The 23,281-nt window shown below is 73.3% G+C and carries 19 protein-coding genes and 1 pseudogene; 9 read left to right on the forward strand and 11 right to left on the reverse strand.

Annotated features, from left to right (window positions below; translation table 11 throughout):
• Nucleotides 1-5 precede the first annotated feature (5 nt).
• Both ACF053_RS09400 and ACF053_RS09405 read right to left on the reverse strand, forming a co-directional pair.
• Entirely contained in the window at nt 6-464 is a 459-nt protein-coding gene (locus ACF053_RS09400) for an ATP-binding protein (RefSeq protein WP_058940854.1), read from the reverse strand.
• Between the two features lie 636 nt (nt 465-1,100).
• Nucleotides 1,101-1,454 carry an STAS domain-containing protein gene (locus tag ACF053_RS09405; RefSeq protein ID WP_003967428.1) on the reverse strand — a complete coding sequence of 118 codons (354 nt, stop codon included), beginning with the start codon at nt 1,452-1,454 and terminating at the stop codon, nt 1,101-1,103.
• A 78-nt stretch (nt 1,455-1,532) separates the two neighbouring features.
• On the opposite strand from ACF053_RS09405, the gene ACF053_RS09410 reads away from it, so the two are divergent.
• Nucleotides 1,533-4,130, forward strand: coding sequence for a DEAD/DEAH box helicase (locus ACF053_RS09410; RefSeq protein ID WP_391953328.1), 2,598 nt, complete (start codon nt 1,533-1,535; stop codon nt 4,128-4,130).
• 40 nt (nt 4,131-4,170) lie between these two features.
• Here the strand turns inward: ACF053_RS09410 and ACF053_RS09415 are convergent.
• The 7 genes and pseudogenes from ACF053_RS09415 to ssd all read right to left on the reverse strand — a co-directional run.
• Nucleotides 4,171-4,404 (reverse strand): annotated as a pseudogene (locus ACF053_RS09415) (Rv3654c family TadE-like protein); the annotation flags it as partial.
• Nucleotides 4,405-4,433: 29 nt separating this feature from the next.
• Nucleotides 4,434-4,793, reverse strand: a complete 360-nt coding sequence (locus ACF053_RS09420; protein ID WP_391953329.1) for a TadE family type IV pilus minor pilin — start codon at nt 4,791-4,793, stop codon at nt 4,434-4,436.
• Nucleotides 4,794-4,951: 158 nt separating this feature from the next.
• Nucleotides 4,952-5,170 carry a DUF4244 domain-containing protein gene (locus ACF053_RS09425; protein WP_391953687.1) on the reverse strand — a complete coding sequence of 73 codons (219 nt, stop codon included), beginning with the start codon at nt 5,168-5,170 and terminating at the stop codon, nt 4,952-4,954.
• Between the two features lie 73 nt (nt 5,171-5,243).
• Nucleotides 5,244-5,801 (reverse strand): type II secretion system F family protein, encoded by a 558-nt coding sequence (locus ACF053_RS09430; RefSeq protein ID WP_391953330.1) that lies wholly within the window; start codon nt 5,799-5,801, stop codon nt 5,244-5,246.
• 215 nt (nt 5,802-6,016) lie between these two features.
• Entirely contained in the window at nt 6,017-6,871 is an 855-nt protein-coding gene (locus ACF053_RS09435; RefSeq protein WP_391953331.1) for a type II secretion system F family protein, read from the reverse strand.
• Entirely contained in the window at nt 6,865-8,016 is a 1,152-nt protein-coding gene (locus ACF053_RS09440; protein ID WP_391953332.1) for a TadA family conjugal transfer-associated ATPase, read from the reverse strand. The genes ACF053_RS09435 and ACF053_RS09440 overlap by 7 nt, the downstream gene beginning before the upstream one ends.
• The gene (gene ssd / locus ACF053_RS09445) at nt 8,013-9,116 is read right to left on the reverse strand and encodes a septum site-determining protein Ssd (RefSeq protein ID WP_391953333.1); all 1,104 of its coding nucleotides are present in this window, start codon (nt 9,114-9,116) and stop codon (nt 8,013-8,015) included. The genes ACF053_RS09440 and ssd overlap by 4 nt, the downstream gene beginning before the upstream one ends.
• Nucleotides 9,117-9,692: 576 nt before the next feature.
• On the opposite strand from ssd, the gene ACF053_RS09450 reads away from it, so the two are divergent.
• On the forward strand, nt 9,693-10,598 hold the full coding sequence (locus ACF053_RS09450) for an HAD family hydrolase (RefSeq protein ID WP_391953334.1): 906 nt from the start codon (nt 9,693-9,695) through the stop codon (nt 10,596-10,598).
• A 448-nt stretch (nt 10,599-11,046) separates the two neighbouring features.
• Here ACF053_RS09450 and ACF053_RS09455 read toward each other — a convergent pair whose 3' ends face one another.
• Nucleotides 11,047-11,865: an oxidoreductase gene (locus tag ACF053_RS09455; protein ID WP_391953335.1), complete on the reverse strand. Its 819-nt coding sequence runs from the start codon at nt 11,863-11,865 to the stop codon at nt 11,047-11,049.
• Nucleotides 11,866-11,968: 103 nt separating this feature from the next.
• Between ACF053_RS09455 and ACF053_RS09460 the strand changes: the two genes are divergently transcribed.
• Nucleotides 11,969-12,967, forward strand: a complete 999-nt coding sequence (locus ACF053_RS09460; protein WP_391953336.1) for an ATP-binding protein — start codon at nt 11,969-11,971, stop codon at nt 12,965-12,967.
• On the opposite strand, the gene ACF053_RS09465 is transcribed toward ACF053_RS09460, so the two are convergent.
• Nucleotides 12,964-14,280, reverse strand: coding sequence for a hypothetical protein (locus ACF053_RS09465; protein WP_391953337.1), 1,317 nt, complete (start codon nt 14,278-14,280; stop codon nt 12,964-12,966). The two genes, ACF053_RS09460 and ACF053_RS09465, sit on opposite strands and share 4 nt — an antisense overlap.
• A 318-nt stretch (nt 14,281-14,598) precedes the next feature.
• Here ACF053_RS09465 and ACF053_RS09470 point away from each other — a divergent pair, with 318 nt between their 5' ends.
• The 6 genes from ACF053_RS09470 to ACF053_RS09495 all read left to right on the forward strand — a co-directional run bounded on the left by ACF053_RS09470 (nt 14,599) and on the right by ACF053_RS09495 (nt 23,207).
• Nucleotides 14,599-16,998: a SulP family inorganic anion transporter gene (locus tag ACF053_RS09470; protein WP_391953338.1), complete on the forward strand. Its 2,400-nt coding sequence runs from the start codon at nt 14,599-14,601 to the stop codon at nt 16,996-16,998.
• Nucleotides 16,999-17,719: 721 nt separating this feature from the next.
• Complete coding sequence (gene acs, locus ACF053_RS09475) at nt 17,720-19,732, forward strand: acetate--CoA ligase (RefSeq protein ID WP_391953339.1); 2,013 nt, start codon at nt 17,720-17,722, stop codon at nt 19,730-19,732.
• A 308-nt stretch (nt 19,733-20,040) separates the two neighbouring features.
• Nucleotides 20,041-21,396 carry a Na+/H+ antiporter NhaA gene (gene nhaA / locus ACF053_RS09480; RefSeq protein WP_391953688.1) on the forward strand — a complete coding sequence of 452 codons (1,356 nt, stop codon included), beginning with the start codon at nt 20,041-20,043 and terminating at the stop codon, nt 21,394-21,396.
• A 38-nt stretch (nt 21,397-21,434) separates the two neighbouring features.
• Nucleotides 21,435-21,929: a phage holin family protein gene (locus tag ACF053_RS09485; RefSeq protein WP_391953340.1), complete on the forward strand. Its 495-nt coding sequence runs from the start codon at nt 21,435-21,437 to the stop codon at nt 21,927-21,929.
• Complete coding sequence (locus ACF053_RS09490; RefSeq protein ID WP_391953341.1) at nt 21,926-22,867, forward strand: alpha/beta fold hydrolase; 942 nt, start codon at nt 21,926-21,928, stop codon at nt 22,865-22,867. The genes ACF053_RS09485 and ACF053_RS09490 overlap by 4 nt, the downstream gene beginning before the upstream one ends.
• Nucleotides 22,868-23,027: 160 nt before the next feature.
• Nucleotides 23,028-23,207, forward strand: a complete 180-nt coding sequence (locus ACF053_RS09495; RefSeq protein WP_058940840.1) for a hypothetical protein — start codon at nt 23,028-23,030, stop codon at nt 23,205-23,207.
• The last annotated feature ends 74 nt before the right edge of the window (nt 23,208-23,281 follow it).

Consider the following 23,281-nt stretch of genomic DNA (forward strand, 5'->3'; position numbering starts at 1 on the left):
AAGGGTCAGGAGGGTTCCACCGAACCCGGCCGGGGCCAGCTCATCCGAATGAGTCCACCGTGTTCGCCGGCGGAGACCTCGACGTCGTCCACGAGCCCGCTGATCACGGCGAGGCCCATCTGGTCCTCGCCCTCCGCGTCGTCGAAGTCCTGCGTGGGCGCGCCCTCGCGCGAGCCGGGCACTCCGGCGGCGTCGGCCGCGGCGACCCCGGCACCGGGGACCTCGTCGCCGACCTCGATGGAGAACGCCTTCTCCTCCTCGTTCAGGAGGACGCGCACGGGAGCCTCGACGCCGTTGCTGCGGTGCAGGCCGACGGCGCGCGAGCACGCCTCGCCGACGGCGAGCCGGACCTCGTCCAGCACGGCTTCGTCGACCCCGGCCCGACGCGCCACGGCGGCCGCCACCAACCGGGCGGTCCTGACGTGCTCGGGCTGGGCGCTGAAGCGGAGTTCAACGGTGGCCATGCGGTCCCCCTCGGGCGTACGAGCGTGCGTCTCAGGGACCCCGCCGGGCCGGCTGCCCGGCATCCCTGCCGTTCCTCCGGATGCCCCGGGACCACCCGGTCCATCCCCACCGGCCGAGACTCGTCGGCCGAGCTCTGACCCCGCGTCGGGCGTTTCCCCGCCCCCGTCCGGGGCCGACCCGCCGGCCCCGGGCGCCCGCACCTCGGGTGCGCGTCCCTTGGCGGGCGCGCCTGCGGGCCTGCGCGCCCCGGGCAGGGCGTGCGCACCCGGCGGGCACCGGGCGTGGCGGGTACGGACGGGGCCCTCGCGGGTCCCGCGCCGTGTCACCCTCGCCGGGCCTACGGCTTGTCCTACCCGCGCGGAAGCGCTGCCTCACGGCCGCGCCGACGCGTGGCCGTAACGCCTCCCCGGCGCCCGACCGAAGCCCGCGCCCGGTCCGGCCCGGAACCACAGCCGCAGCTGTGGCCGTGCCGCAGCCGCACCCCCGTGGCGGAGGTACGTGCCGGCCCGGGGCGAGCCAGAGGGCCGGCGCCGGGAATCAGGCGCCGATGCCGTACGAGCCCCGCCTTGCGGCGGTCGGCACCGGGCGGTGACCCTGCCCCGGCGACGACCGGGGCGGGACCTGCCGTCAGGGCGTCAGTCGGTGGCGGCGACGGCCTCGTCGACCGTCGTGTGGATCGGGAACACCTTCGTCAGACCGGTGATCCGAAAGATCTTCAAAATGCGCTCCTGGTTGCAGACGAGGCGCAACGAACCCTCATGGGCACGCACCCGCTTCAGGCCGCCCACGAGGACGCCGAGGCCGGTCGAGTCCAGGAAGTCCACGCCCTCCATGTCGACGACCAGGTGGTAGCTGCCGTCGTTCACCAACTCGACCAACTGCTCGCGCAGCTTGGGCGCGGTATACACATCAATCTCGCCACCGACCTCGACGACCGTACGGTCGCCACCAGGGCCGGACACATTGCGAGTCGACAGGGACAGGTCCACGGATCCTCCAGCACCTTGCTATCGAGCGGTCGCCCCCGGGTCTCCCCAGCGGAGCCAGGAGGCGGATCGCCAGCCGCGATGGCATTCAATCACTTACCAGCAGCCATGCACGACGCCTTGGGAGCATTGTCCGTCACGCCGGTGACACACTCGGTGTCGATGGCCAGGAATCACCGCCCCAGTCGTCCTCCCGAGAACGGGGACGCCCGCCCCTCTCCCGGAACGGTCCTCGACCGGCTCACCGCGAGGGCGAACCGGGCTGCGCGCATCACTCATACGGAGCACCTGCCCCCGAGGGAGGGACGCCATGCCGTGTGGCCCGACCGCATCCGCCCGGAAGTGATCAACGCCATTCACCTGGCCGGTGTCGACCATCCGTGGGCGCACCAGGCGGTGGCCGCCGAGCACGCCCTGGACGGCGAGTCGGTCGTGATCGCCACGGGCACGGCGTCCGGCAAGTCCCTCGCATACCTCGCTCCGGTCCTGTCCGCGCTCCTGGACGGCTCGGAGGCGGCGAACGGCCGGGGCGCCACCGCCCTGTACCTCTCCCCGACCAAGGCGCTCGCCGCCGACCAGCGGCGCGCCGTGAAGGCGCTCGCCGCCCCGCTCGGCACCCGCGTCCGGCCGGCCGTGTACGACGGCGACACACCGGTCGAGGAACGCGAGTGGGTCCGCCAGTACGCCAACTACGTCCTGACCAACCCCGACATGCTGCACCGGGGCATACTCCCGTCCCACCCCCGCTGGTCCTCCTTCCTGCGCGCCCTGCGTTACGTCGTCATCGACGAATGCCACACCTACCGCGGTGTCTTCGGTTCGCACGTCGCGCAGGTCCTGCGCCGTCTGCGCCGCCTGTGCGCCCGCTACGGCTCCGAGCCGGTCTTCCTCCTCGCCTCCGCCACCGCCGCCGAACCCGCCGCCGCCGCATGCCGCCTCACCGGCCTTCCGGTGCGGGAGGTCGCCGACGACGCCTCCCCGCGGGGCGAGCTCGTCTTCGCCCTGTGGGAGCCACCGTTGACCGAGCTCCGGGGCGAGCACGGCGCGCCGGTACGCCGCACCGCCACCGCGGAGACCGCCGACCTGCTGACCGACCTGACCGTGCAGGGCGTGCGCTCGGTGGCGTTCGTCCGGTCGCGGCGGGGCGCCGAACTGATCTCGGTGATCGCCCAGGAGCGGCTCGCCGAAGTGGACCGCTCCCTCGCCCGCCGGGTCGCCGCCTATCGGGGCGGCTACCTGCCCGAGGAGCGGCGCGCCCTGGAACAGGCGCTCCACTCCGGCGAACTCCTCGGTCTGGCCGCGACCACCGCCCTGGAGCTCGGCATCGACGTCTCCGGCCTGGACGCGGTCCTCATCGCCGGCTACCCCGGAACGCGTGCGTCCCTGTGGCAGCAGGCCGGGCGCGCCGGACGGTCCGGCGAGGGCGCCCTGGCCGTGCTCGTCGCCCGTGACGACCCGCTCGACACCTATCTCGTCCACCATCCGGAGGCCCTGTTCCGACAACCGGTGGAGTCGACCGTCCTCGACCCGGACAACCCGTACGTGCTCGCCCCCCATCTGTGCGCGGCGGCGGCGGAGGTCCCGCTGACCGACGGCGACCTGGAACTGTTCGGACCGTCCGCCCCCGGCCTGCTGCCCCAGCTGGAGGGCGCCGGTCTGCTGCGCCGCCGGGCGTCCGGCTGGTACTGGACCCGCCGTGAGCGGGCGGCCGACCTCGCCGACATCCGGGGCGCGGGCGGCACCCCCGTGCGGATCGTGGAAGCCGGTACCGGCCGCCTCCTCGGCACCGTCGACGCGGCGGCCGCCCACACCACCGTCCACGAGGGCGCCGTCCACCTCCACCAGGGCCGCACGTACCTCGTGCGGCACCTCGACCTGAAGGACTCGGTCGCGCTCGTCGAGGAGGCCGATCCCCCGTACTCCACCACCGCCCGCGACACCACCTCCATCTCCGTCCTGGGGACCGACACCCAGCTCCCGTGGGGTGACGGCCGGCTCTGCTACGGCTCCGTCGAGGTCACCAACCAGGTGGTCTCCTTCCTCCGCCGTCGGGTCATCACCGGCGAGGTGCTCGGTGAGACGAAGCTCGACCTCCCGCCGCGCACCCTGCGCACCCGGGCCGTGTGGTGGACGGTCACCGAGGATCAGCTCGACGCGGCCCGCGTGAACCCCGAGCAGCTCGGCGGGGCCCTGCACGCTGCCGAGCACGCCTCGATCGGCCTGCTGCCGCTCTTCGCCACGTGCGACCGCTGGGACATCGGGGGTGTCTCGGTCCCCCTGCACCCGGACACGCTGCTGCCCACGGTCTTCGTGTACGACGGGCATCCGGGCGGGGCCGGCTTCGCCGAGCGTGCCTTCCACACCGCCCGGGCGTGGCTCGGCGCGACCCGCGAGGCGATCGCGTCCTGCGAGTGCGAGGCGGGCTGCCCGTCCTGCATCCAGTCACCCAAGTGCGGCAACGGCAACGAACCCCTCCACAAGCGCGGTGCGGTGCGTCTGCTCACCGAGCTGCTGCGGGCCGCCCCGGAGGACCCGCCGAATCAGGCGGCTCCCCCGGAGGACCAGCCCGATCCCGAGCACTCGCCGAGCCCAGTGGGTCCACCGAGACCGTCGAGCCCGTCGAACGAGGAGAGGCCACCAGGCCCGGCCACGCCTCCGGAGGGCCGGCCCGGGACCTGATCTCCGGTGCGTACGGGCCGAACCGCGCTCGGGCCGTCACCTCGGCGATCTCGCCGCGCACCTCGCACCGCAGCACTTCGGCGCGCTGCGCGCGGGCGACCCGCACGGCCACGCGACACGCCTCGTCGGCGCCCCGCGACGCCCGGTCGGCCGCTGCGAGGGCCGCCAGATCAGCGGCTCCGCCGGCCCGGTGCCGGGCGGCCACGGCCTGGCCCAGCGCCAGTACCGCCGCGAAGACGACGCACAGCGCTCCCGCCACCAGGGCCGCCCACACACTGGCGGAACCCCGGTCGCCACCACGGGTCAGTGCGGCACGCTCCGGGTGGGAGCGGCCGTCACGGGGCCGGCCAGCGTGTCCTCCGCCAAGGCGGCCGCCTCGGCGCGGAGGGTCATCGCCCAGGAGGCCGGACCGGGCGCAGGGGCCTCCACCCGCACCCGCCAGAGCTCCCCGTCCCGTTGCAGCACCACGTCCGCCCCCTGTGGAGCCGAGGCGCGGGCGGTTGCCAGCACCGACTGTTCCGGCTCCGACCGGGCCGCCGCCCGGGCACCCGCGCGGGCCGCGTCCACGCACTGGATCTGCGCGGCCCCCGCGACGATCCCCCACAGCAGGGTCAGGGTGAAGACGACCAGGGCGGGCATGGCCAGAGCCGCCTCGGCCGTCACGGAACCCCGGTCCGTGCCCGTCCCGACAGGACCGGCGCGCCTCGGGGCTGGGGGCCCCGGACGTGCGGGTTCCGGGCCGGATCCCGACGGAGCGTCCACCGGAAGGTCCGGCCGCGACGCGTTGTCCGCCGGAAGCGCGGGTCCCGACGGGAGGGGGCTCAGAAGGGCGCATCGAGGGCCCTCTCGATTACCGACCGCAGCCCGGCCGAGACGGCGCCGCTCGTGACGACCTTGTACAGCACGGCCGCGAAGGCGCACGCGGCGATGGTCCCCATCGCGTACTCGGCCGTGCTCATGCCCGCGTCCCCACGGGCGCCGGCCCGGACGGCCGACCAGCGCCGCCTCGTCCACTCGGTCCATTTCGTCCGCTCCGTCATTCGTCGCCACACGGCGATCTCCCTTCGTCCGTCGTCGTCATGCCCGCACCGGCACCGGTGCGGAGCGGGTGCCTCACAGGAGGCGTCCGGCGAGCCCGATGACGACCGGTGCGACACCGACCGCCAGGAAGGCGGGCAGGAAGCACAGGCCCACCGGGGCCGTGATCAGTACCTGGGTGCGCCGAGCGCGGGCCGCCGCGGCCCGCGCCCGGTCGGCCCGCAGTCCGGCGGCGAGGCGCGAGACCGGTCCGGCCGCCGGGGCGCCCGTCGCCGCGGCGCGCTCCAGGCAGCGGGCCAGCGGCCGGGCCCCCGGCACGTCACCGATCCGGCTCCACGCCTCGCCCGGGTCGCCGCCCAGTGCCAGTTCGGCGGCTGTCCGTCCGAGGCGTTCGCCGAGGGGGCCGCCCATCGAGCGGCTCACCGCTTCGGCGGCTTCGCGGGGTCCTGCGCCGGCCGACAGGCAGGCGGCCAGCAGTTCCGCCGCCAGCGGCAGCCGGTGCGCCGCTTCCACGTCGTCGGTGGCCGGGCGTGGCCGCTGCTGCCATCGGTGGACGCCAAAGGCCGCGGCAGCCCCGAACGCGCAGCCCGTGACCCCTCCGACCAGCGCCCATCCGGTGGCGAGGGCCGCCACCGGGGCCATCCATGGGGGGCGGGCCTGCCGGGCGCGTCCGGCGGGCCACCGCGCTGCGCGGGGTCTCGCGGGGCGTGTCGGCACCAGGACGGCCAGCCGTCGGCGGGCCCGCACGGTGCGTCGGGCTCGGGTCACCACCCACGCGGCGCACAGAGCACTGCCCAGGAGCGCCACGGTTGTCCACAGGCGGTGGACAACCTCCGCGACGTCGGCCCTCACGGTTCCTCACCCGCCTCGACGATGCGCCGGGCCCACCACAGGCCGACCGCTTCGAGCGCACCACCCGTCAGGAGGCAGGCCCAGCCCGCCGGGGTGTGCAGGAGGACCCGCAGTGGCTGGGCTCCGAGCGCGGCGCCCATGGCGAGGGCGGCCACGGGCAGCAGCGCGAGCAGGACGACGGTCGCCCAGGCACCGGACAGTTCCGCCCGGAGGCGTTCCCGTTGCTCCCGCTGGTCGCGCAGTGCGGCCTCCAGCCGGTCGAGCCCGGCGGCCAGCCCTGCGCCGCCGTCCACCGCCACCTGCCAGCACGCCGCGAGTCCGGCCAGCCCCTCCGCCCCGTCCGCGTCAGCCGCCCGTCTCAGCGCGTCCGGTACGTCGCCGCCGAACCGTGCGGCGGCCAGCACGGCCGCCTCCTGCGCGCCCGACTCCCCGGTATTCCGGGCCGCGGACAACAGGGCCTGTGCGGGCTGACAGCCGGCGCGCAGTTCTGCCGCGACGGCGGCACACAGCGCGATCACTCCGTCAGTACGCCGGTCGCGCTCCTTGGCGCGCGCCCTCGCCCGGAGTCGCCGCCGTACGAGCGGGACCGCGGCGGCACCGGCCGGCAGAGGCAGCGGCGACCCGCCCAGCAGGGCGAGCACCGCCGCGGCGGGGAGGCACAACCACTCCGGCCCCGGCCGCGACCATGGCCTCCCGATCGGCCACCGACGCGCAGCCGTGGGTTCCGTGGCGCACGCGCCACCGGGGAACAGCAGCCTGCCGCGCCGCGCGCCGCGGCTGTGCCCCGCCTGGAGCCACACCGCCGTGCCCAGGCACAGCGCCGCCGCGTACACGGGGGCGGCCGTCACCACCGCGCACCTCCGATCAGTGCGCGCAACCGCTCCCAACCCCGCTCCTCGACGAACCCTGCCGGCGCCCACCGCAGAGCGGGTACCGTCACGACCAGTCCGTCGGCGCCGCGCCGGAGAACGTGGACCTCGGCGACGCGCCGCTGCCCGCCCGGCTCCCGGACGAGGTGTACGACGGCAGACAGTCCGGCGGCCAGCTGGCTGTGCAGGGCGGCCCGGTCCAGCCCGGCGGTCGTCCCGAGGGCCTCCAGACGGGCGGGTACGTCTCCGGCCGTGTTGGCGTGCACAGTGCCGCAGCCGCCCTCGTGGCCGGTGTTGAGGGCGGCGAGGAGGTCGGCCACTTCGGCTCCCCGCACCTCGCCCACGACGAGCCGGTCCGGTCGCATCCGCAGTGCCTGGCGCACCAGGTCCCGCAGCGTCACCAGTCCGGCCCCCTCCTGGTTCGGTGGTCGCGCCTCCAGCCTGACCACGTGGGGGTGGTCGGGGCGCAACTCCGACGAGTCCTCGGCCAGGACGATCCGCTCGCGCTCTCCCACGAGGCTCAGCAATGCCGCCAGCAGCGTCGTCTTGCCGGTGCCCGTGCCGCCGCTGACGAGGTAGGAGACCCGGTTCTCCACGAGCGCCCGCAGCAGGTGGTCACCGCCCGGCGGTACCGTCCCGGCACAGGTGAGCTCGGCGAGCGAGAAGGCGCGCGGCCGTACGGCGCGCAGTGACAGGCACGTCGAGCCGACGGCGACCGGCGGCAGCACGGCGTGCATGCGGGTGCCGTCCGGCAACCGGGCGTCGACCCAAGGGCGGGCGTCGTCGAGCCGTCGTCCGGCGACGGCCGCTAGGCGTTGGGCGAGCCGGCGCACGGCCGCCGCGTCGGAGAAGGAGACGCCGGAGAGTTCGAGTCCGTCGCCGCGGTCCACCCACACCCGGTCGGGTGCGGACACCAGCACGTCGGTCACAGCCGGGTCGGCGAGGAGGGGTTCCAGGGGTCCCGTGCCCACCAGCTCGCAGCGCAGCTCCTCGGCGGCCCCGAGCACTTGTGCGTCACCGAGGAGCCTGCCCTGGGCCCGCAGTGCCGCCGCCACACCAGCCGGTGTCGGTTCCGTGCCGCTCGCGGCCAGCCGCTGCCGGACCGCTTCCAACAGCCCCGCCGTCACGCCCGGGCCTCCCCGGCGAACGCGCGGTCCCAGAAGGCGGCGCAGAACCGGCCGAGCGGGCCGGAGGCGCTGGCCCCCGGCGGGGCGCCCCCGTCCAGTGAGGCGAGGAGGCGCGGTTCGACGGGCACTTCCCCGGCGAGCGGCAGGTCGAGGACGCGGGCGATCCACGCCTCGTCGACCCCGGCTGCGTACGGGCCGCGCACGACCAACCGCAGGTCGTCGAGGACCATGCCGGCCATGGCCGCCACCCGTTTGGCCGCGGCGACCGCCCTCAGCTCACCGGGCACGACGAGCAGGCCCATGTCGAGCTGGGCGAGCGCCTCGACCGTGGCGTCGTCGACCCGGCGGGGCAGGTCGACCACCACGACGCCGCCACATCTGCGCGCCGCCGCGAGGACGGAGCGCATGGCCTCGGGCGGGACCGCGACGGTGTCGCCGCGGTCCCAGCTGAGGAGCCGCAGTCCGTGCAGTGACGGCAGCGACTCCTCCAGTGCGGCTCCGGCGACCCGCCCCTGCGAGGCGGCGAAATCCGGCCACCGGAGTCCTCGCTCGCGCTCGCCGCCGAGGAGGACGTCGAGCCCACCGCCGAGCGGGTCGCCGTCGACGAGCATCGTCCGGCGCCCGCCCCGGGCTGCGGCGACGGCCAGCGCGCACGCCAGGGTGGAAGCCCCCGCGCCGCCCCGGCCACCGATGACGCCGACCGTCAGGGCCTGCCGTCCGACCCCTTCCACGACGTCGGCGATCCGGTCGACGAGCCAGCTTTCCGCGTCCGGCAGGCGCAGGACGCTGTCCGCCCCGATCTCCACGGCTCGCCGCCACACGTCCGGGTCGTCCTGGTCCCGTCCGACGAGGAGCACTCCCCGTCTGCGCGCGGCGCCCCGGCAGCGTGCCGCCGCGTCGTCGCCGACGAGGACGAGCGGCGCGGCGTCCCATACCGCCCTGCGTTCCGGAGGCCCGTGGTGTACCTCCGCCTGGGCGCCGGCTGCGGCGCACAGTCTCAGCAGGTCGTCGAGGAGCTCGGCGTCCTCGGTCACGATCAGCGGTTCGGCCCGGCGCCCCGCGCCGGTCGCTGCCCGATCGTGTGTCGTGGGTCCCGTCATGGTCTGTGCGCCCCCTCGTCTTCCCCCGCGCCTGTCCGGCGCCGTGTCCTCGCCGCGCCCCGCGTGTCTGAACGCGGCCGCTGCGGCGTCGATCGGCGCGCGTCGGCGCCGGCTCGTGTGCCGCGTCGGCACGACGGGAGATCGGTGATTCCCAGGTCGCGGCTTCGCGGTCGGATTCACCGTGGCGCGCTTCGGGAAATAATGTGGATCTTGCTTGAAAACTGTGGACAAGCCCCCGCTTGTGAATATCCCGGTCGCCCATACCAGCGACTTCCACTGAGCAGCGATTCAGCTACCCTGAGTGACGAAGAGGGGCCGGCTCAGTCCGATGCCGTCTGGCGGCGAAGGGAGTGAAGACGGATGAGAACGCGGGGGGTCGACACGCGAAAACCCCTCCGGACATGCGACGACCCCCGCCGGGGGGGAGAGCGGGGGTCGTCTTCTCCGGCCGACTCGGGGGGGGAGGAGCCGGTCCGGGGTAGCACGGTCGCGAACGATCCGTGACTTCCATGGTGTACCCGAGAGCCTTCTCAGGCAAACCCACACGCCCCAGCGTACGCCGAATGGCGGGCACCTATGCTCGGGCTCGTGGAAAACCACTCCTTGCCCCGCGCCGCAGCCTTCTTCGACCTGGACAAGACGGTCATTGCCAAGTCGTCGACGTTGACCTTCAGCCGGTCCTTCTACCAAGGAGGACTGATCAACCGCCGTGCCGCCCTGCGCACCGCGTACACCCAGTTCGTCTTCCTCGCGGGCGGCGCCGACCACGACCAGATGGAGCGCATGCGCGCGTACCTCTCCAGGCTCTGCAAGGGATGGAACGTGCAGCAGGTCAAGGATCTGGTCGCGCAGACGCTGCACGAGCTGATCGACCCGATCATCTACGACGAGGCCGCCTCACTCATCGAGGAGCACCACGCCGCCGGCCGGGACGTGGTGATCGTCTCGACCTCCGGCGCCGAGGTCGTGGAGCCGATCGGCGAGCTGCTCGGCGCGGACCGCGTCGTCGCGACGCGGATGGTCGTCGGCGAGGACGGCTGCTTCACGGGGGAAGTGGAGTACTACGCGTACGGACCGACCAAGGCGGAGGCCGTCCGGGAACTGGCCGCCTCGGAGGGGTACGACCTGTCCCGGTGCTGGGCGTACAGCGACTCGGCCACGGACCTGCCGATGCTGGAGGCCGTGGGGCATCCGCACGCGGTCAACCCCGACCGCGCGTTGCGCCGGGAGGCCGTGGCACGAGAATGGCCGATTCTCGTCTTCAACCGCCCTGTGCGCCTCAAGCAGCGGCTGCCCGCGTTCCGGATGCCGCCACGCCCCGCCCTGGTCGTGGCCGCGGCGATCGGCGCGGCCGCCGCGACGGCCGGGTTCGTCTGGTATGCAAGCCGGCGCCGCCAGACGGCCGCCCCGCGGACGGTCACGACGACCACCGCGACGGCGGCGACCGCGTCGGTCACCAGGACCGGATTCGCCCCTGTTTGAAGGGAAAAGTAAAGAACTCCGGTCAGGGCTTCCCCAACGCGGGTCTCGGGAGTACAAAGGAATTACGGCCCGCGAGACCAAGGCATCCGAGAGGATCACCTGTTGAGCAAGAAGGCCCCACGGACCGAACGCACCGAGGCCGAGCACCCACGCGACGTCGACCCGTCGATTACGGGCCAGCCACACCAGGCGTAGGGCAGAGTTCCCCGCCTGATGGGCACATTTCGAGGACGCATGGTAACTCGGCGGAGGTGCCAGCGGCGGTACCGGATCCGGTACCGCCGCAACCCTGTGTGGAGACCTGGCCCGGGCCTGGTCAGCGGGAGTCGACCCGTCCCGGCCGAGCTCCGGCCCGACGGACGCCCCGTCCCGCCCGACCCACCGGAGAGCCGTGTCCCACCCGGTCCCGACGGGGAAGCGCGCCCTGCCCGGGTCGACGGAGACCGTGTCAGGCGGCGCCGCGCTGGAGGGCCTCGCAGACCGCCGTCGACTCGCGGACGCCGAGCTCCACCGCCCGCCCGCAGTGGGAGATCCAGCGCGCCATACCCTCCGGCGTGCCGGACAGATAGCCCTCGAAGGCCGCGGCGTACACGGCGCGCCCCAGCTCGGCATGGCCCACCTCGGCCGGGCAGATCGCCTTCGGGTCGAGGCCGCTGCCGACGAGCACGAGACGCTCGGCCGCCCGGGCCACCAGACCGCTGTACGTGGTGAAGGGCCGCAGCGCCAGCAGCTCCCCGTGCACGATGGAGGCCGTGACGAGGGCCGGCGCCGAGCTGCCGGCGACAATCAGGTCGGAGAGGCCGTCCAGTCGGGCGGCGACCTCTTCCGCGTCGGGCAGCGGTGCCTCGATCAACGGCTCGTCAACCGCTTCGCCCCGCTGCCTGGGCCGCCCGACGGAGTCGGCGGACTCGCCCGCCGCCACCAGGTGCAGTCGCGCCAGGACGCGCAGGGGCGACTGCCGCCAGATGGACAGCAGCTGGCCCACTTCGACACCGAGCCGCAGGGCCGCACCGACGGTCCGGGCCTCGGCGTCCGCGCTGAAGTCGCTGCGTCGGCGGACCTCCTCCAACGCCCAGTCGGCGCCCGCGAGAGCAGCCGAACCGCGCGCGCCGCGCAGTGCCGCCTCCGAGGAGATCTCGTTGCTGCGACGCCGCATCACACGGTGGCCGTAGACCCGGTCGACGGCCTGGCGCACGGAGTCGACCGCCTCGGGGACGCCCGGCAGGGCGGCGAGGGCGGCCAGAGGGTCGGCGGCATGCGTACTCATAAGGAGCGAGGCTAACGCGCACCCGCGTCACTGCCCCACTCCGAGTGGCGTTACTCATACGGATCGCCGACGCGGCGCGATCGACCCACTACCCTAGGTGAACATGAAGATCGCTTTCGTTGGTAAGGGCGGCAGCGGCAAGACGACGCTGTCCTCGCTCTTCATCCGCCACCTGGCAAACGCCGCGGCCCCCGTGGTCGCGGTGGACGCCGACATCAACCAGCACCTGGGCCCCGCGCTCGGCCTCGACGAGGACGAGGCCGCCGCGCTGCCCGCGATGGGGGCGCACCTGCCGTCGATCAAGCAGTACCTCCGGGGCAGCAACCCCCGGATCGCCTCCGTCGACGCGATGATCAAAACGACCCCGCCTGGCGAGGGTTCCCGGCTGCTGCGCATCCGCGAGGACAACCCCGTCCACGAGACGTGCGCACGTCCGCTGCGGCTGGACGGCGGCGAGGTGAGGCTCATGGTGACGGGGACGTTCACCGAGGCCGACCTCGGGGTGGCCTGCTACCACTCGAAGGTCGGCGCGGTGGAGTTGTACCTGAACCACCTCGTCGACGGGCCGGACGAGTACGTGGTGGTCGACATGACGGCGGGCTCCGACTCGTTCGCCTCCGGCCTGTTCACCCGTTTCGACATGACGTTCCTGGTGGCCGAGCCGACCCGCAGGGGCGTCTCCGTCTACCGCCAGTACAAGGAGTACGCGCGGGACTTCGGCGTCGCCCTGCGGGTCGTCGGGAACAAGGTGCAGAGCCGGGACGACGTCGACTTCCTGCGCGACGAGGTCGGCGACGACCTGCTGGTGACGGTGGGGCACTCCGACTGGGTGCGCGCCATGGAGAAGGGGCGGGCCGGCCCCTTCGACGCGCTGGAGCCGGAGAACCGGGCGGCCCTGCGCGCCCTGCGGGAGGCCGCCGACGCCACGTACGCCCACCGCGACTGGGACCGGTACACCCGCCAGATGGTGCACTTCCACCTCAGGAACGCGGAGAGCTGGGGCAACGCCAAGACGGGCGCCGATCTTGCGGCGCAGGTCGATCCGGACTTCGTCCTGTCGGAAGCGGCATCCCGTCCCGCGGCGTTGCCCCAGTCCGTCTAGCCGTCGCGACGGGCGCCGGACACCGCCGACACGCGGGCCGGGGCGTCGGCCCCGGATCCGCCGCGGGCCGACGCCGGCGTCGGGGACGCGCTCGCGGGCCGTGCGGTGAGGAAACGGGCCCAGCCCTCGGCCGGGGCCTGCCCGACCTTCAGCGTCCGGAGCTTGGCGAGGACGGTCGGGTCCTGCACGTCGAGCCAGTCGGCGAGCTGTCGGAACGACACGCAGCGCACCTCGGGCTTGGTGCAGACGTGAGCAATCGTTTCTTCAATGGCGCGCATGTACGTGCCGCCGTTCCAGGACTCGAAGTGGTTGCCGATGATCAGCGGCGCGCGGTTGCCCTGGTAGGAGCGGTTGAATGCCTGGATCAACCCGTCCCGCATCTGGTTGCCCCAGTAGCGGTGCATGGAGGGGTCGCCCTTGCTGGTCCCGGACTGGTTGACCATGAAGTTGTAGTCCATGGAGAGCGTCTCGAAGTCCCGTCCGGGGACGGGCACGAGCTGCATGGACAGGTCCCACAGCTTCCCGTCCTTCTTGGGCCACACCTGGTCGTTGACGCCGCTGGTGTCGTAGCGCCAGCCGAGTTGGCTCGCGGCCTTCTTGAAGTTCTCACGGCCTTCGAGGCAGGGGGTGCGGGCGCCGATGAGCTCCTTGTCGTAGTCGAAGGGCAGCGGTTTCTCACCGGCGAGCCCGGCGTTCGTCCGCCAGTTCTTCACGAAGGACTTGGCCTGCTGGATCTCGCTCTTCCAGTCCTCGACGGACCAGGTCCCGACGCCGCGCTCGGGGCCGCAGAAGTGGCCGTTGAAGTGCGTGCCGACCTCGTTGCCCTCCAGCCAGGCGGCGCGCAGCTCGCGGACGGTGTCGCGGATCCCCTCCGTGTCGTTGAAGCCGATGTCCGAGCGGCCCGGGGCGTGGCCCGGCGGGTTGTAGAGCGTGGACTTCCCCTCCGGCAGCAGGTAGACCCCGCTGAGGAAGTACGTCATCGTCGCGCCGTGCTCCTTGCCGACACGGCGGAAGTGGGAGAAGAGCTTCTGGCTGTCCTCACCGGCCCCGTCCCAGGAGAAGACGACGAACTGCGGGGGCCGGCTGCCGGACTGAAGCCGCTGCGGCTTGGCCAGCCCGGGCTGGGCGCCGGTGTACGCCGTGGAGCCGTCGCCGATCAGCCGGACGGGGTTCTTCGGAGGGGCGCCGGCCTTCTCGGGGCCCCCCGCTCCGGGGCCGGGGGCGGGGTCGCCGGAGCCTCCGCATCCCGCCAGCCCGGCGACCAGCGCCGCCGCGACGGCACCGACGGTGATCCTCTTCCTGACAGCCGTCATCGGCCCACCCTTCTGTGCTTCCGGGTTGTGTGCGAGCGCCGTCAACGTCGCATCACGATCCGTAAGCGGGCGGCACGACGAGCCGCGATAGAACGATTAATCACCTCTGCGGGTGATTCACTGCCCCATTTGCCGGGAAAGTAATGCCTCAATCTTTACTCTGCATTACGATCCATTTACCGAGAGTTGGCAATCTCTCGATTCGACCCTCGTTTGTCGGCACTTTCCCCGGCGGTCGGGCCAGCGTCCCGGTGCCCGGACGATGCCGATGTCACACATCGTGACGCAGCGACCACACTCTTCAGAGGAGGCGGGACCATGAGCTCTTGCACGCCCCAGCGCACGGACGACCCCGGCCCCGCCGACGGGACCCGGCGCTTCCCCCGGGAGCACAGTCCACCACCGGGCGGGCGGCGCTTCCGGGTGGCGGGGTGCGACGTGTCCGCCTCGATCGCCGTCTTCCTGATCGCACTGCCCCTCTCACTCGGCATCGCCCTGGCCACGGGAGCCCCCCTGCAGGCCGGCCTCGTGGCCGCAGCGATCGGCGGCATCGTCGTCGGACTCCTGGGCGGGGCCCCCCTCCAGGTGAGCGGACCCGCCGCCGGACTGACCGTGGTGACGGCCGAGCTGATCCAGCGTTACGGCTGGCGGACCACCTGCGCCATCACCGCCCTCGCCGGCCTCACCCAACTCGCCTTGTCGACGCTGCGCGTGGCGCGGTCGGCACTCGCCGTCTCCCCCGCCATCGTGCACGGGATGCTCGCCGGCATCGGCGTGACGATCGCCCTGGCCCAGCTGCACATCGTCCTCGGGGGCACGCCGCAGAGCTCGGCCGTGGACAACGTCCTGGGGCTGCCGGGGCAGCTCGCCGACCCGCACCTCGCCGCCCTGTCGGTGAGCGCCCTCACGATCGTCGTCCTGCTCCTGTGGCCGCGGCTGCCCGGGCGGGGCGGACGGATCGCCCGGAAGGTGCCCGCCGCGCTGGCCTCGGTCGCCGCGGCCAGCGCGCTGGCCCTGACCGCCGGACTCGGCGTACCCCGGGTGGATCTGCCGTCCTGGAGCAGCCACGCCCTCCCGGGCATCCCGGACGGCCCTGTCCTCGGCGTCCTCGCGGGCGTCCTGACCATCACGCTGGTCACCAGCGTGCAGTCGTTGCTGTCGGCCGTGGCGGTCGACAAGCTGGTCGCGGCGCGCAAGAACCCCACGGCACGGGTGCCCCGCTCGGATCTCGACCGCGAGCTGGCGGGCCAGGGTGCGGCCAACATCGTCTCCGGGGCCCTGGGCGGGCTGCCCGTGGCGGGCGTGGCCGTGCGGAGCGTGGCCAACGTGTCGGCGGGCGCCGTCAGCCGCAACTCCACCGTCATGCACGGCGTGTGGGTCCTGCTCGCCGCGTTCCTGCTCGTACCGGTGCTGGACCTGATCCCGCTGCCCGCGCTGGCCGCGCTGGTCATGGCGGTCGGCATCCAGATGGTCAGCATCACCCACATCCGCAGCGTCACCCGGCACCGGGAGATGCTGGTGTACGCGGCGACCGTGACGGGGGTCGTCCTGGTCGGGATCCTCCAGGGTGTCGCCCTCGGCATCCTGGTGGCGACCGGGGTGGCCCTCCACCGGCTGGCGAGGACGCGGATCACCCGGGAGCAGCGGGACGGTACGGAGCACGTGCGGGTACGGGGCCAGTTGACTTTCCTGGCCGTGCCCCGGCTGAGCCGGACGCTGCACCAGATCCCGGGCGACGCGCGGGTCCTCATCGAACTGGACGGGTCCTTCATGGACCACGCCGCCTACGAGACACTGCACGACTGGCAGATGTCGCACCTCGCGCACGGCGGGGAGGTGGAGCTGACAGGCCGCGCCGGGACGCGCATCGCGGAGCCGGCGGCGGGCACGCACACGTGCTGCCGGCCCTGGACCCCCTGGCGCAACCATCACTGCGGCGGGCACCCGGCGGAGCGCGGCCGGACGACGGGGCACCAGCTGGCGCGCGGGCTCAGCTCGTTCCAGCGCAACACCGCGCCGCACGTGCGGGACGAGCTCGCGCGGCTGGCCCGCGAGGGGCAGAGTCCCTCGCAGCTCTTCCTCACCTGCGCGGACTCCCGCCTGGTGACCAGCATGATCACCGCGAGTGGGCCAGGCGACCTGTTCACCGTGCGGAACGTCGGCAACCTCGTGCCGCTGCCCGGCGCGGAGAGCGGTGACGACTCGGTCGCCGCCGCGATCGAGTACGCCGTGGACGTGCTGCAGGTCCGGTCGGTCACCGTGTGCGGGCACTCCGGTTGCGGTGCCATGCAGGCCCTGCTGAGCGCCGTCCCGGACACCACGCTCGACACCCCGTCAGGCACCCGGGAGCCACAGACGCCGTTGGGGCGGTGGCTGCGGCACGGGCAGCCGAGCCTGGAGCGGGGGCGAAGCGGGGGCCGGTCACGGCCACGCCTGTCGGGGCGGCTCCCGGCCGACGCGGTGGAGCAACTGTGTCTGACCAATGTGGTGCAGCAGCTGGAGCACCTGAAGCGGCACGACGCGGTGGCCCGGCGTCTCGCCGACGGGTCGTTGCAGCTCCAGGGGATGTACTTCCACGTCGGCGAGGCGCAGGCGTACCTGCTGAGACGGGACGGCGCGGGGGACGTCTTCCACCCCGTGTCGCCCCTCGACGGGAAGCGGTCCGACGGAGGCCCGTCCGACGGGAGCCCGTCCCGACACGCCGAGGCCAGGGCCTGACGGTAGAGCGGGCACCCAACGGGAGGGGTGTGGTCCCACCGGAGGGGGCCTGACCCCTGGTGCAGGGGGCGGGTGCCCGTAACAGGGTCCCGTCTCGGCGAGTGCGGGCTCCGGCCGCACGGGGCGAGCCGCGTGCGGGCCCCTGCCGCACGGGCGGGCCGCTGCGGCAGGGGGCAGGCTCCCGCCGCAGCAGGCGAGCCCCCGACCGCAGTGAGCGCCGGCTCCGGCCGCAGAGGGGCGGGCTGCCCTCTCATGGAGCGGGCTCCCGCCCCAGGGGGCGGCCCCCGGAGGAAGGAGCGCCGTCCGGCACCCCACGCGGGCGCCGATGTCCGCACGGGCACGCAGGGACTGGGGCCGCGCGCGCCGGTTCGTCGGCTGGGGGCCGGCCGCCCCCCGGGGAAGACCGGCGGGCCGACGGAAGGCCGGCCGCCCGGGGGGGAAGGCCGGTCGCCCGGGGAAGGCCGACGCACCACGGGTCTCCCGGCGACGTGGCGCCGCTTGCTTCTCCTCCGAGGCCGCCGGTGAACCGGGGGCCGTGCGGCGCCGTGGTGGTGGGTGGCCCCGTCGCCCGGTGCCCCGGCCCGGTGCGTTCGGGAGCCTGCGGGGGAAGGGGTCACAAGACCGCACCGTCCGTCCGCCCGCCCCCTGCTCACCATCGGCCGCAGAGGTCTAAACCAATCCCCGGGAAACCCTTGTCACCCGGGCACCGGACTGGTGAGCTATGGGCCGGGACACATCGGACGCCCTGGGAATGGGAGATGTCGTGAGCAACGAGAGCCTGGCCAACCTGTTGAAGGAGGAGCGGAGGTTCGCCCCGCCCGCCGAGCTGGCCGCGCAGGCCAACGTGACGGCGGCGGCGTACGAGCAGGCGGGGGCGGACCGGCTCGGCTTCTGGGCCGAGCAGGCACGCCGGCTCAGCTGGGCCACCGAGCCCACCGAGACGCTCGACTGGTCGAACCCGCCGTTCGCCAAGTGGTTCGCCGACGGCACGCTCAACGTCGCGTACAACTGCGTCGACCGCCACGTGGAGGCCGGTCTCGGTGACCGCGTCGCCCTGCACTTCGAGGGCGAGCCGGGGGACAGCCGGGCGATCACCTACGCGGAGCTCAAGGACGAGGTGAGCCGCGCCGCCCACGCGCTGACCGAGCTCGGCGTCCGCAAGGGCGACCGTGTCGCCGTCTACATGCCGATGATCCCCGAGGCGGCCGTCGCGATGCTGGCGTGCGCCCGGATCGGTGCGGCGCACTCCGTGGTGTTCGGCGGCTTCTCGGCGGACGCCATCGCCGCCCGCATCCAGGACGCCGACGCCAAGCTGGTCATCACCGCGGACGGCGGGTACCGGCGCGGCAAGCCGTCCGCCCTCAAGCCGGCCGTCGACGAGGCGCTGACCCGGGTGGAGGGCGTCGAGCGGGTCCTCGTCGTGCGCCGCACCGGGCAGGACGTGGCCTGGACGGAGGGCCGTGACGTCTGGTGGGACGAGATCGTCCAGCGGCAGAGCGCGGACCACACGCCCGAGGCGTTCGATGCCGAGCACCCGCTGTTCATCCTGTACACCTCCGGCACGACGGGGAAGCCGAAGGGCATCCTGCACACCTCGGGCGGTTACCTCACGCAGGCGGCGTACACGCACCACGCGGTCTTCGACCTGAAGCCGGAGACGGACGTCTACTGGTGCACGGCAGACATCGGCTGGGTCACCGGCCACTCGTACATCGTCTACGGCCCGCTCGCCAACGGGGCGACGCAGGTCATGTACGAGGGCACCCCGGACACCCCGCACCAGGGACGGTTCTGGGAGATCGTGCAGAAGTACGGCGTCACGATCCTCTACACGGCGCCGACCGCCATCCGCACGTTCATGAAGTGGGGCGACGACATCCCCGCCAAGTTCGACCTGTCCAGCCTGCGCGTCCTGGGCTCGGTGGGCGAGCCGATCAACCCGGAGGCGTGGATCTGGTACCGGGAGCACATCGGCGGCGGCCGCTGCCCGATCGTCGACACCTGGTGGCAGACCGAGACCGGCGCGATGATGATCTCCCCGCTGCCCGGCGTGACGGAGACGAAGCCCGGTTCCGCGCAGCGCGCGCTGCCCGGCATCGCGGCGACGGTCGTGGACGACGAGGCGAACGAGGTCCCCGACGGCGGTGGCGGCTACCTGGTCCTGACCGGGCCCTGGCCGTCGATGCTGCGCACCATCTGGGGCGACGACCAGCGCTTCATCGACACGTACTGGTCGCGTTTCGAGGGGCGGTACTTCGCGGGCGACGGCGCCAAGAAGGACGACGACGGCGACATCTGGCTGCTCGGCCGCGTCGACGACGTGATGCTGGTGTCCGGCCACAACATCTCCACCACCGAGGTCGAGTCGGCACTCGTCTCGCACCCGAAGGTCGCCGAGGCGGCCGTCGTCGGCGCGGCCGACCAGACGACGGGGCAGGCCATCGTGGCGTTCGTGATTCTGCGGGGCACGGCGGCCGCCGAGGCGGAGACGGGCGGCGACGATCTCGTCGCGGAGCTGCGCAACCACGTGGGTGCCACACTCGGCCCGATCGCCAAGCCCCAGCGCATCCTGCCGGTCGCGGAACTGCCCAAGACCCGCTCCGGCAAGATCATGCGCCGTCTGCTGCGTGACGTCGCGGAGAACCGCCAGCTGGGTGACGTCACGACGCTCACGGACTCGTCCGTCATGGACCTGATCCAGGCCAAGCTGCCCGCCGCCCCGAGCGAGGACTGACCCGGACGGCACGGAGACCCCGGGAGGACACCCGGCGCACCGTCGCCGGGTGTCCTTTTTGCACTTAAGGTGAGGATCATCGGATAAGTTCCGGCAGCCTCCCTGTAGGGTGGCCGTCGCATCGGAGATGCGACAAAGATCAACAAGAATCGAATGGGGCGCCGGGAAGTCTGGTCGGCACGTGTTTGCCATGTCCGCCCACCCCCGGAGGTCCCCGCACCGTGGCCGCGCCCGAGAAGCCCAACCCCACCGGTAACACCGGCACCACCAACACCACCGCCTCCGCCACGCGCCGGTTCCTCGACCGGCTGCCGCTCCCCGAGCGGACGTTCGTGGCCGACGCGCTGCGCGCCGAGACCGTCGGCGGCGTCCTCCTCCTGGTGGCCGCCATCGCCGCACTCGTCTGGGCGAACTCCCCCTTCAGCGCCGCCTACGAGACCGCCCGCGAGTTCCACATAGGGCCGGCGTCGCTGGGGCTGGACCTCTCCCTCCAGCACTGGGCCGCCGACGGACTGTTGGCGATCTTCTTCTTCGTCGCGGGCATCGAACTCAAGCGCGAGCTCGTCGCCGGCGAGCTGCGCGACCCCCGCGCCGCGGCGCTCCCCGTCGTCGCCGCGCTCTGCGGGATGATCGCGCCGGCCCTCGTCTACGTCGTGGTCAACGTCCTGGGCGACGGCTCGCTGGGCGGCTGGGCCGTCCCCACCGCCACCGACATCGCCTTCGCGCTCGCCGTGCTGGCCGTCATCGGCACGTCGCTGCCGTCCGCGCTGCGCGCCTTCCTCCTCACGCTCGCCGTCGTCGACGACCTCTTCGCCATCCTGATCATCGCGGTCTTCTTCACCGGCGACCTGAACTTCGCGGCGCTCGGCGGCGCCGTCGCCGGGCTCGTCCTCTTCTGGTTCCTGCTGCGCTCGAACGTCCGCGGCTGGTACGTGTACGTGCCGCTGGCCCTGGTGATCTGGGCCCTCATGTACAACAGCGGCATCCACGCCACCATCGCCGGCGTCGCCATGGGCCTGATGCTGCGCTGCACGCGCCGCGAGGGCGAGGAGCACTCCCCCGGCGAGCACATCGAGCACCTGGTGCGTCCGCTGTCGGCCGGTTTCGCGGTGCCGGTGTTCGCCCTGTTCTCCGCCGGTGTGGCGGTGTCCGGAGGCGCCCTCGGCGACGTGTTCACCCGACCCGAGACGCTGGGCGTCGTCCTCGGCCTGGTGGTGGGCAAGACGGTCGGCATCTTCGGTGGCACCTGGCTGACCGCCCGCTTCACCCGGGCCGAGCTGAACGAGGACCTCGCCTGGGCCGACCTCTTCGCCGTGGCCTCCCTCGCCGGCATCGGCTTCACCGTCTCGCTACTCATCGGCGAGCTGGCGTTCGAGGGTGACGCCGCGCTCACCGACGAGGTGAAGGCCGCGGTCCTCATCGGCTCCCTGATCGCCGCGGTGCTCGCGTCCGTCCTGCTCAAGCTCCGCGTCCGCCGGTACCGGGACCTGGTCGAGGCGGAGGAGCGCGACGAGGACCTCAGCGGCATCCCCGACGTGTACGAGGTGGACGACCCGGAGCACCACCTGCGCCTGGCGGCCATCTACGAGCGGAAGGCCGCGGAACACCGCCGCCGGGCCGAAGAAGCGGGGGCACCGCGCGGGAACGGCGACCGTCCGGCATGATCTGAGGTCGGACCGTACAGGAGAGAGGGAGCGACACGATGAGCGACCCCGCCGGGAGGACCGGTATCGCCGGGAACGACGCAGAGCACAGCCTCGGCCGGCTGGTCGCCTCCGCGACCGCCGAGATGTCGGCGCTCGTGCACGACGAGATCGCCCTGGCCAAGGCCCAGCTGCGGCAGGACGTCAAGCGCGGCGCCGTCAGCGGCCTGGGCTTCTCGGCTGCCGGGCTGGTACTGATCTTCTCGCTGCCGATGCTGAGCTTCGCGCTGGCGTACGGCTTCCACGCCTGGACGGACTGGCACCTGTCCCTCTGCTTCCTGCTGTCCTTCGGCGTGAACGTCGTGATCGCCGCCCTGCTGGCGCTGGTCGGCGCCGCCTTCGCGAAGAAGGCCAAGCGCGGCAAGGGCCCCCAGAAGACCGCCGCGTCCATGAAGCGGACCGCCGCCGTGCTCCAGAACGTCAAGCCGCACCCGCGGACCGCTCCCCCCGTGGTCCAGGAGAAGTCCGCGGCTGTGGCACGCTCGTCCGCATGACGGTCCCTGACAGCAGTAGCGGTACCCCCGACCCCGGCCCCGTACGGATCGACGGCCCCTGGACCCACCGTCACGTCGCCGCGAACGGGGCCCGATTCCACATCGCGGAGCTGGGCGACGGCCCGCTCGTGCTGCTCCTGCACGGCTTCCCGCAGTTCTGGTGGACGTGGCGGCACCAGATGACCGCGCTCGCCGACGCCGGGTTCCGGGCCGTGGCCATGGACCTGCGGGGCGTCGGCGGCAGCGACCGCACGCCCCGCGGCTACGACCCGGCGAACCTCGCGCTCGACATCACGGGCGTCGTGCGGTCCCTGGGCGAGCCCGACGCGGCGCTCGTCGGCCACGACCTGGGCGGGTACCTGGCGTGGACGGCCGCGGTGATGCGCCCCAAGCTGGTGCGCCGCCTGGTCGTCTCGTCGATGCCGCACCCGCGGCGGTGGCGCTCCGCGATGCTCTCGGACCCCGCGCAGACCCGCGCCGGGTCGTACGTGTGGGGCTTCCAGCGGCCGTGGCTGCCCGAGCGGCGCCTCGCCGCGGACGACGCGGCGCACGTCGGGGAGCTGATCCGGGACTGGTCCGGCGCCCGCGTGCCGGACGACGCGACGATCGACGTGTACCGGCGGGCGATGACGATCCCGTCGACGGCGCACTGCTCGATCGAGCCGTACCGCTGGATGGTCCGTTCGCTGGCGCGCCCTGACGGTCTGCAGTTCAACCGGCGCATGAAGCGACCCGTGCGGGTGCCGACGCTGCACCTGCACGGCTCCGCCGATCCGGTGATGCGCACCCGCAGCGCGGCGGGGTCGGGCGAGTACGTCGAGGCCCCGTACCGCTGGCGGCTGTTCGACGGTCTCGGCCATTTCCCGCACGAGGAGGACCCGTTGGCCTTCTCGTCGGAACTCGTCAACTGGCTCAAGGACCCCGAACCGGACCGCTGAGCTCCGCAGGCCCGCGGGCCGTGCGGCCGGTCCGCCCGCCGGAAGCCACGGAAGACGCCCGGAAACGGTCGTCCTACGATCGGCCAAATGCCTGGCGCATAGGCCAATTGGCCGTCCGCCAGGCGGTTACCGACCATGGGCCCCGGGCACACGTCGGGGTATGGGCTGGACGCACGACCATGTTGACGCCGCACGCAACCGCCGCTCGGCCACGGCGCCGCCTCCCGAGAGGGCCGGCGGCCCCCGGGACGTGGCACTGGACGCTCGTCTCGGCATCCCGCACATCCTGCGCCGCCGGGCCCGCTGGGTCTCCGCGCGGCTGCGCCACCAGCGCGACTGACGGCACCGCGCCGGCCCGGCTGGGGTATCGGTTACCCGCTACGGGCGCGCGCATACGGGCCCGGCCGCGCTACC

It is taken from the genome of Streptomyces kanasensis, assembly GCF_043077165.1.
Lineage (GTDB): Bacteria > Actinomycetota > Actinomycetes > Streptomycetales > Streptomycetaceae > Streptomyces > Streptomyces changanensis.

Coding starts and splice junctions, on each gene's coding strand:
- ACF053_RS09400 (WP_058940854.1), bottom strand. CDS start 464: ATGGCCACCGTTGAACTCCGCTTCAGCGCCCAGCCCGAGCACGTCAGG.
- ACF053_RS09410 (WP_391953328.1), top strand. CDS start 1,533: ATGGCATTCAATCACTTACCAGCAGCCATGCACGACGCCTTGGGAGCA.
- ACF053_RS09425 (WP_391953687.1), bottom strand. CDS start 5,170: ATGACGGAGCGGACGAAATGGACCGAGTGGACGAGGCGGCGCTGGTCG.
- ssd (WP_391953333.1), bottom strand. CDS start 9,116: ATGACGGGACCCACGACACACGATCGGGCAGCGACCGGCGCGGGGCGC.
- ACF053_RS09450 (WP_391953334.1), top strand. CDS start 9,693: ATGCTCGGGCTCGTGGAAAACCACTCCTTGCCCCGCGCCGCAGCCTTC.
- ACF053_RS09455 (WP_391953335.1), bottom strand. CDS start 11,865: ATGAGTACGCATGCCGCCGACCCTCTGGCCGCCCTCGCCGCCCTGCCG.
- ACF053_RS09460 (WP_391953336.1), top strand. CDS start 11,969: ATGAAGATCGCTTTCGTTGGTAAGGGCGGCAGCGGCAAGACGACGCTG.
- ACF053_RS09465 (WP_391953337.1), bottom strand. CDS start 14,280: ATGACGGCTGTCAGGAAGAGGATCACCGTCGGTGCCGTCGCGGCGGCG.
- ACF053_RS09470 (WP_391953338.1), top strand. CDS start 14,599: ATGAGCTCTTGCACGCCCCAGCGCACGGACGACCCCGGCCCCGCCGAC.
- acs (WP_391953339.1), top strand. CDS start 17,720: ATGGGCCGGGACACATCGGACGCCCTGGGAATGGGAGATGTCGTGAGC.
- ACF053_RS09485 (WP_391953340.1), top strand. CDS start 21,435: ATGAGCGACCCCGCCGGGAGGACCGGTATCGCCGGGAACGACGCAGAG.
- ACF053_RS09490 (WP_391953341.1), top strand. CDS start 21,926: ATGACGGTCCCTGACAGCAGTAGCGGTACCCCCGACCCCGGCCCCGTA.
- ACF053_RS09495 (WP_058940840.1), top strand. CDS start 23,028: ATGGGCTGGACGCACGACCATGTTGACGCCGCACGCAACCGCCGCTCG.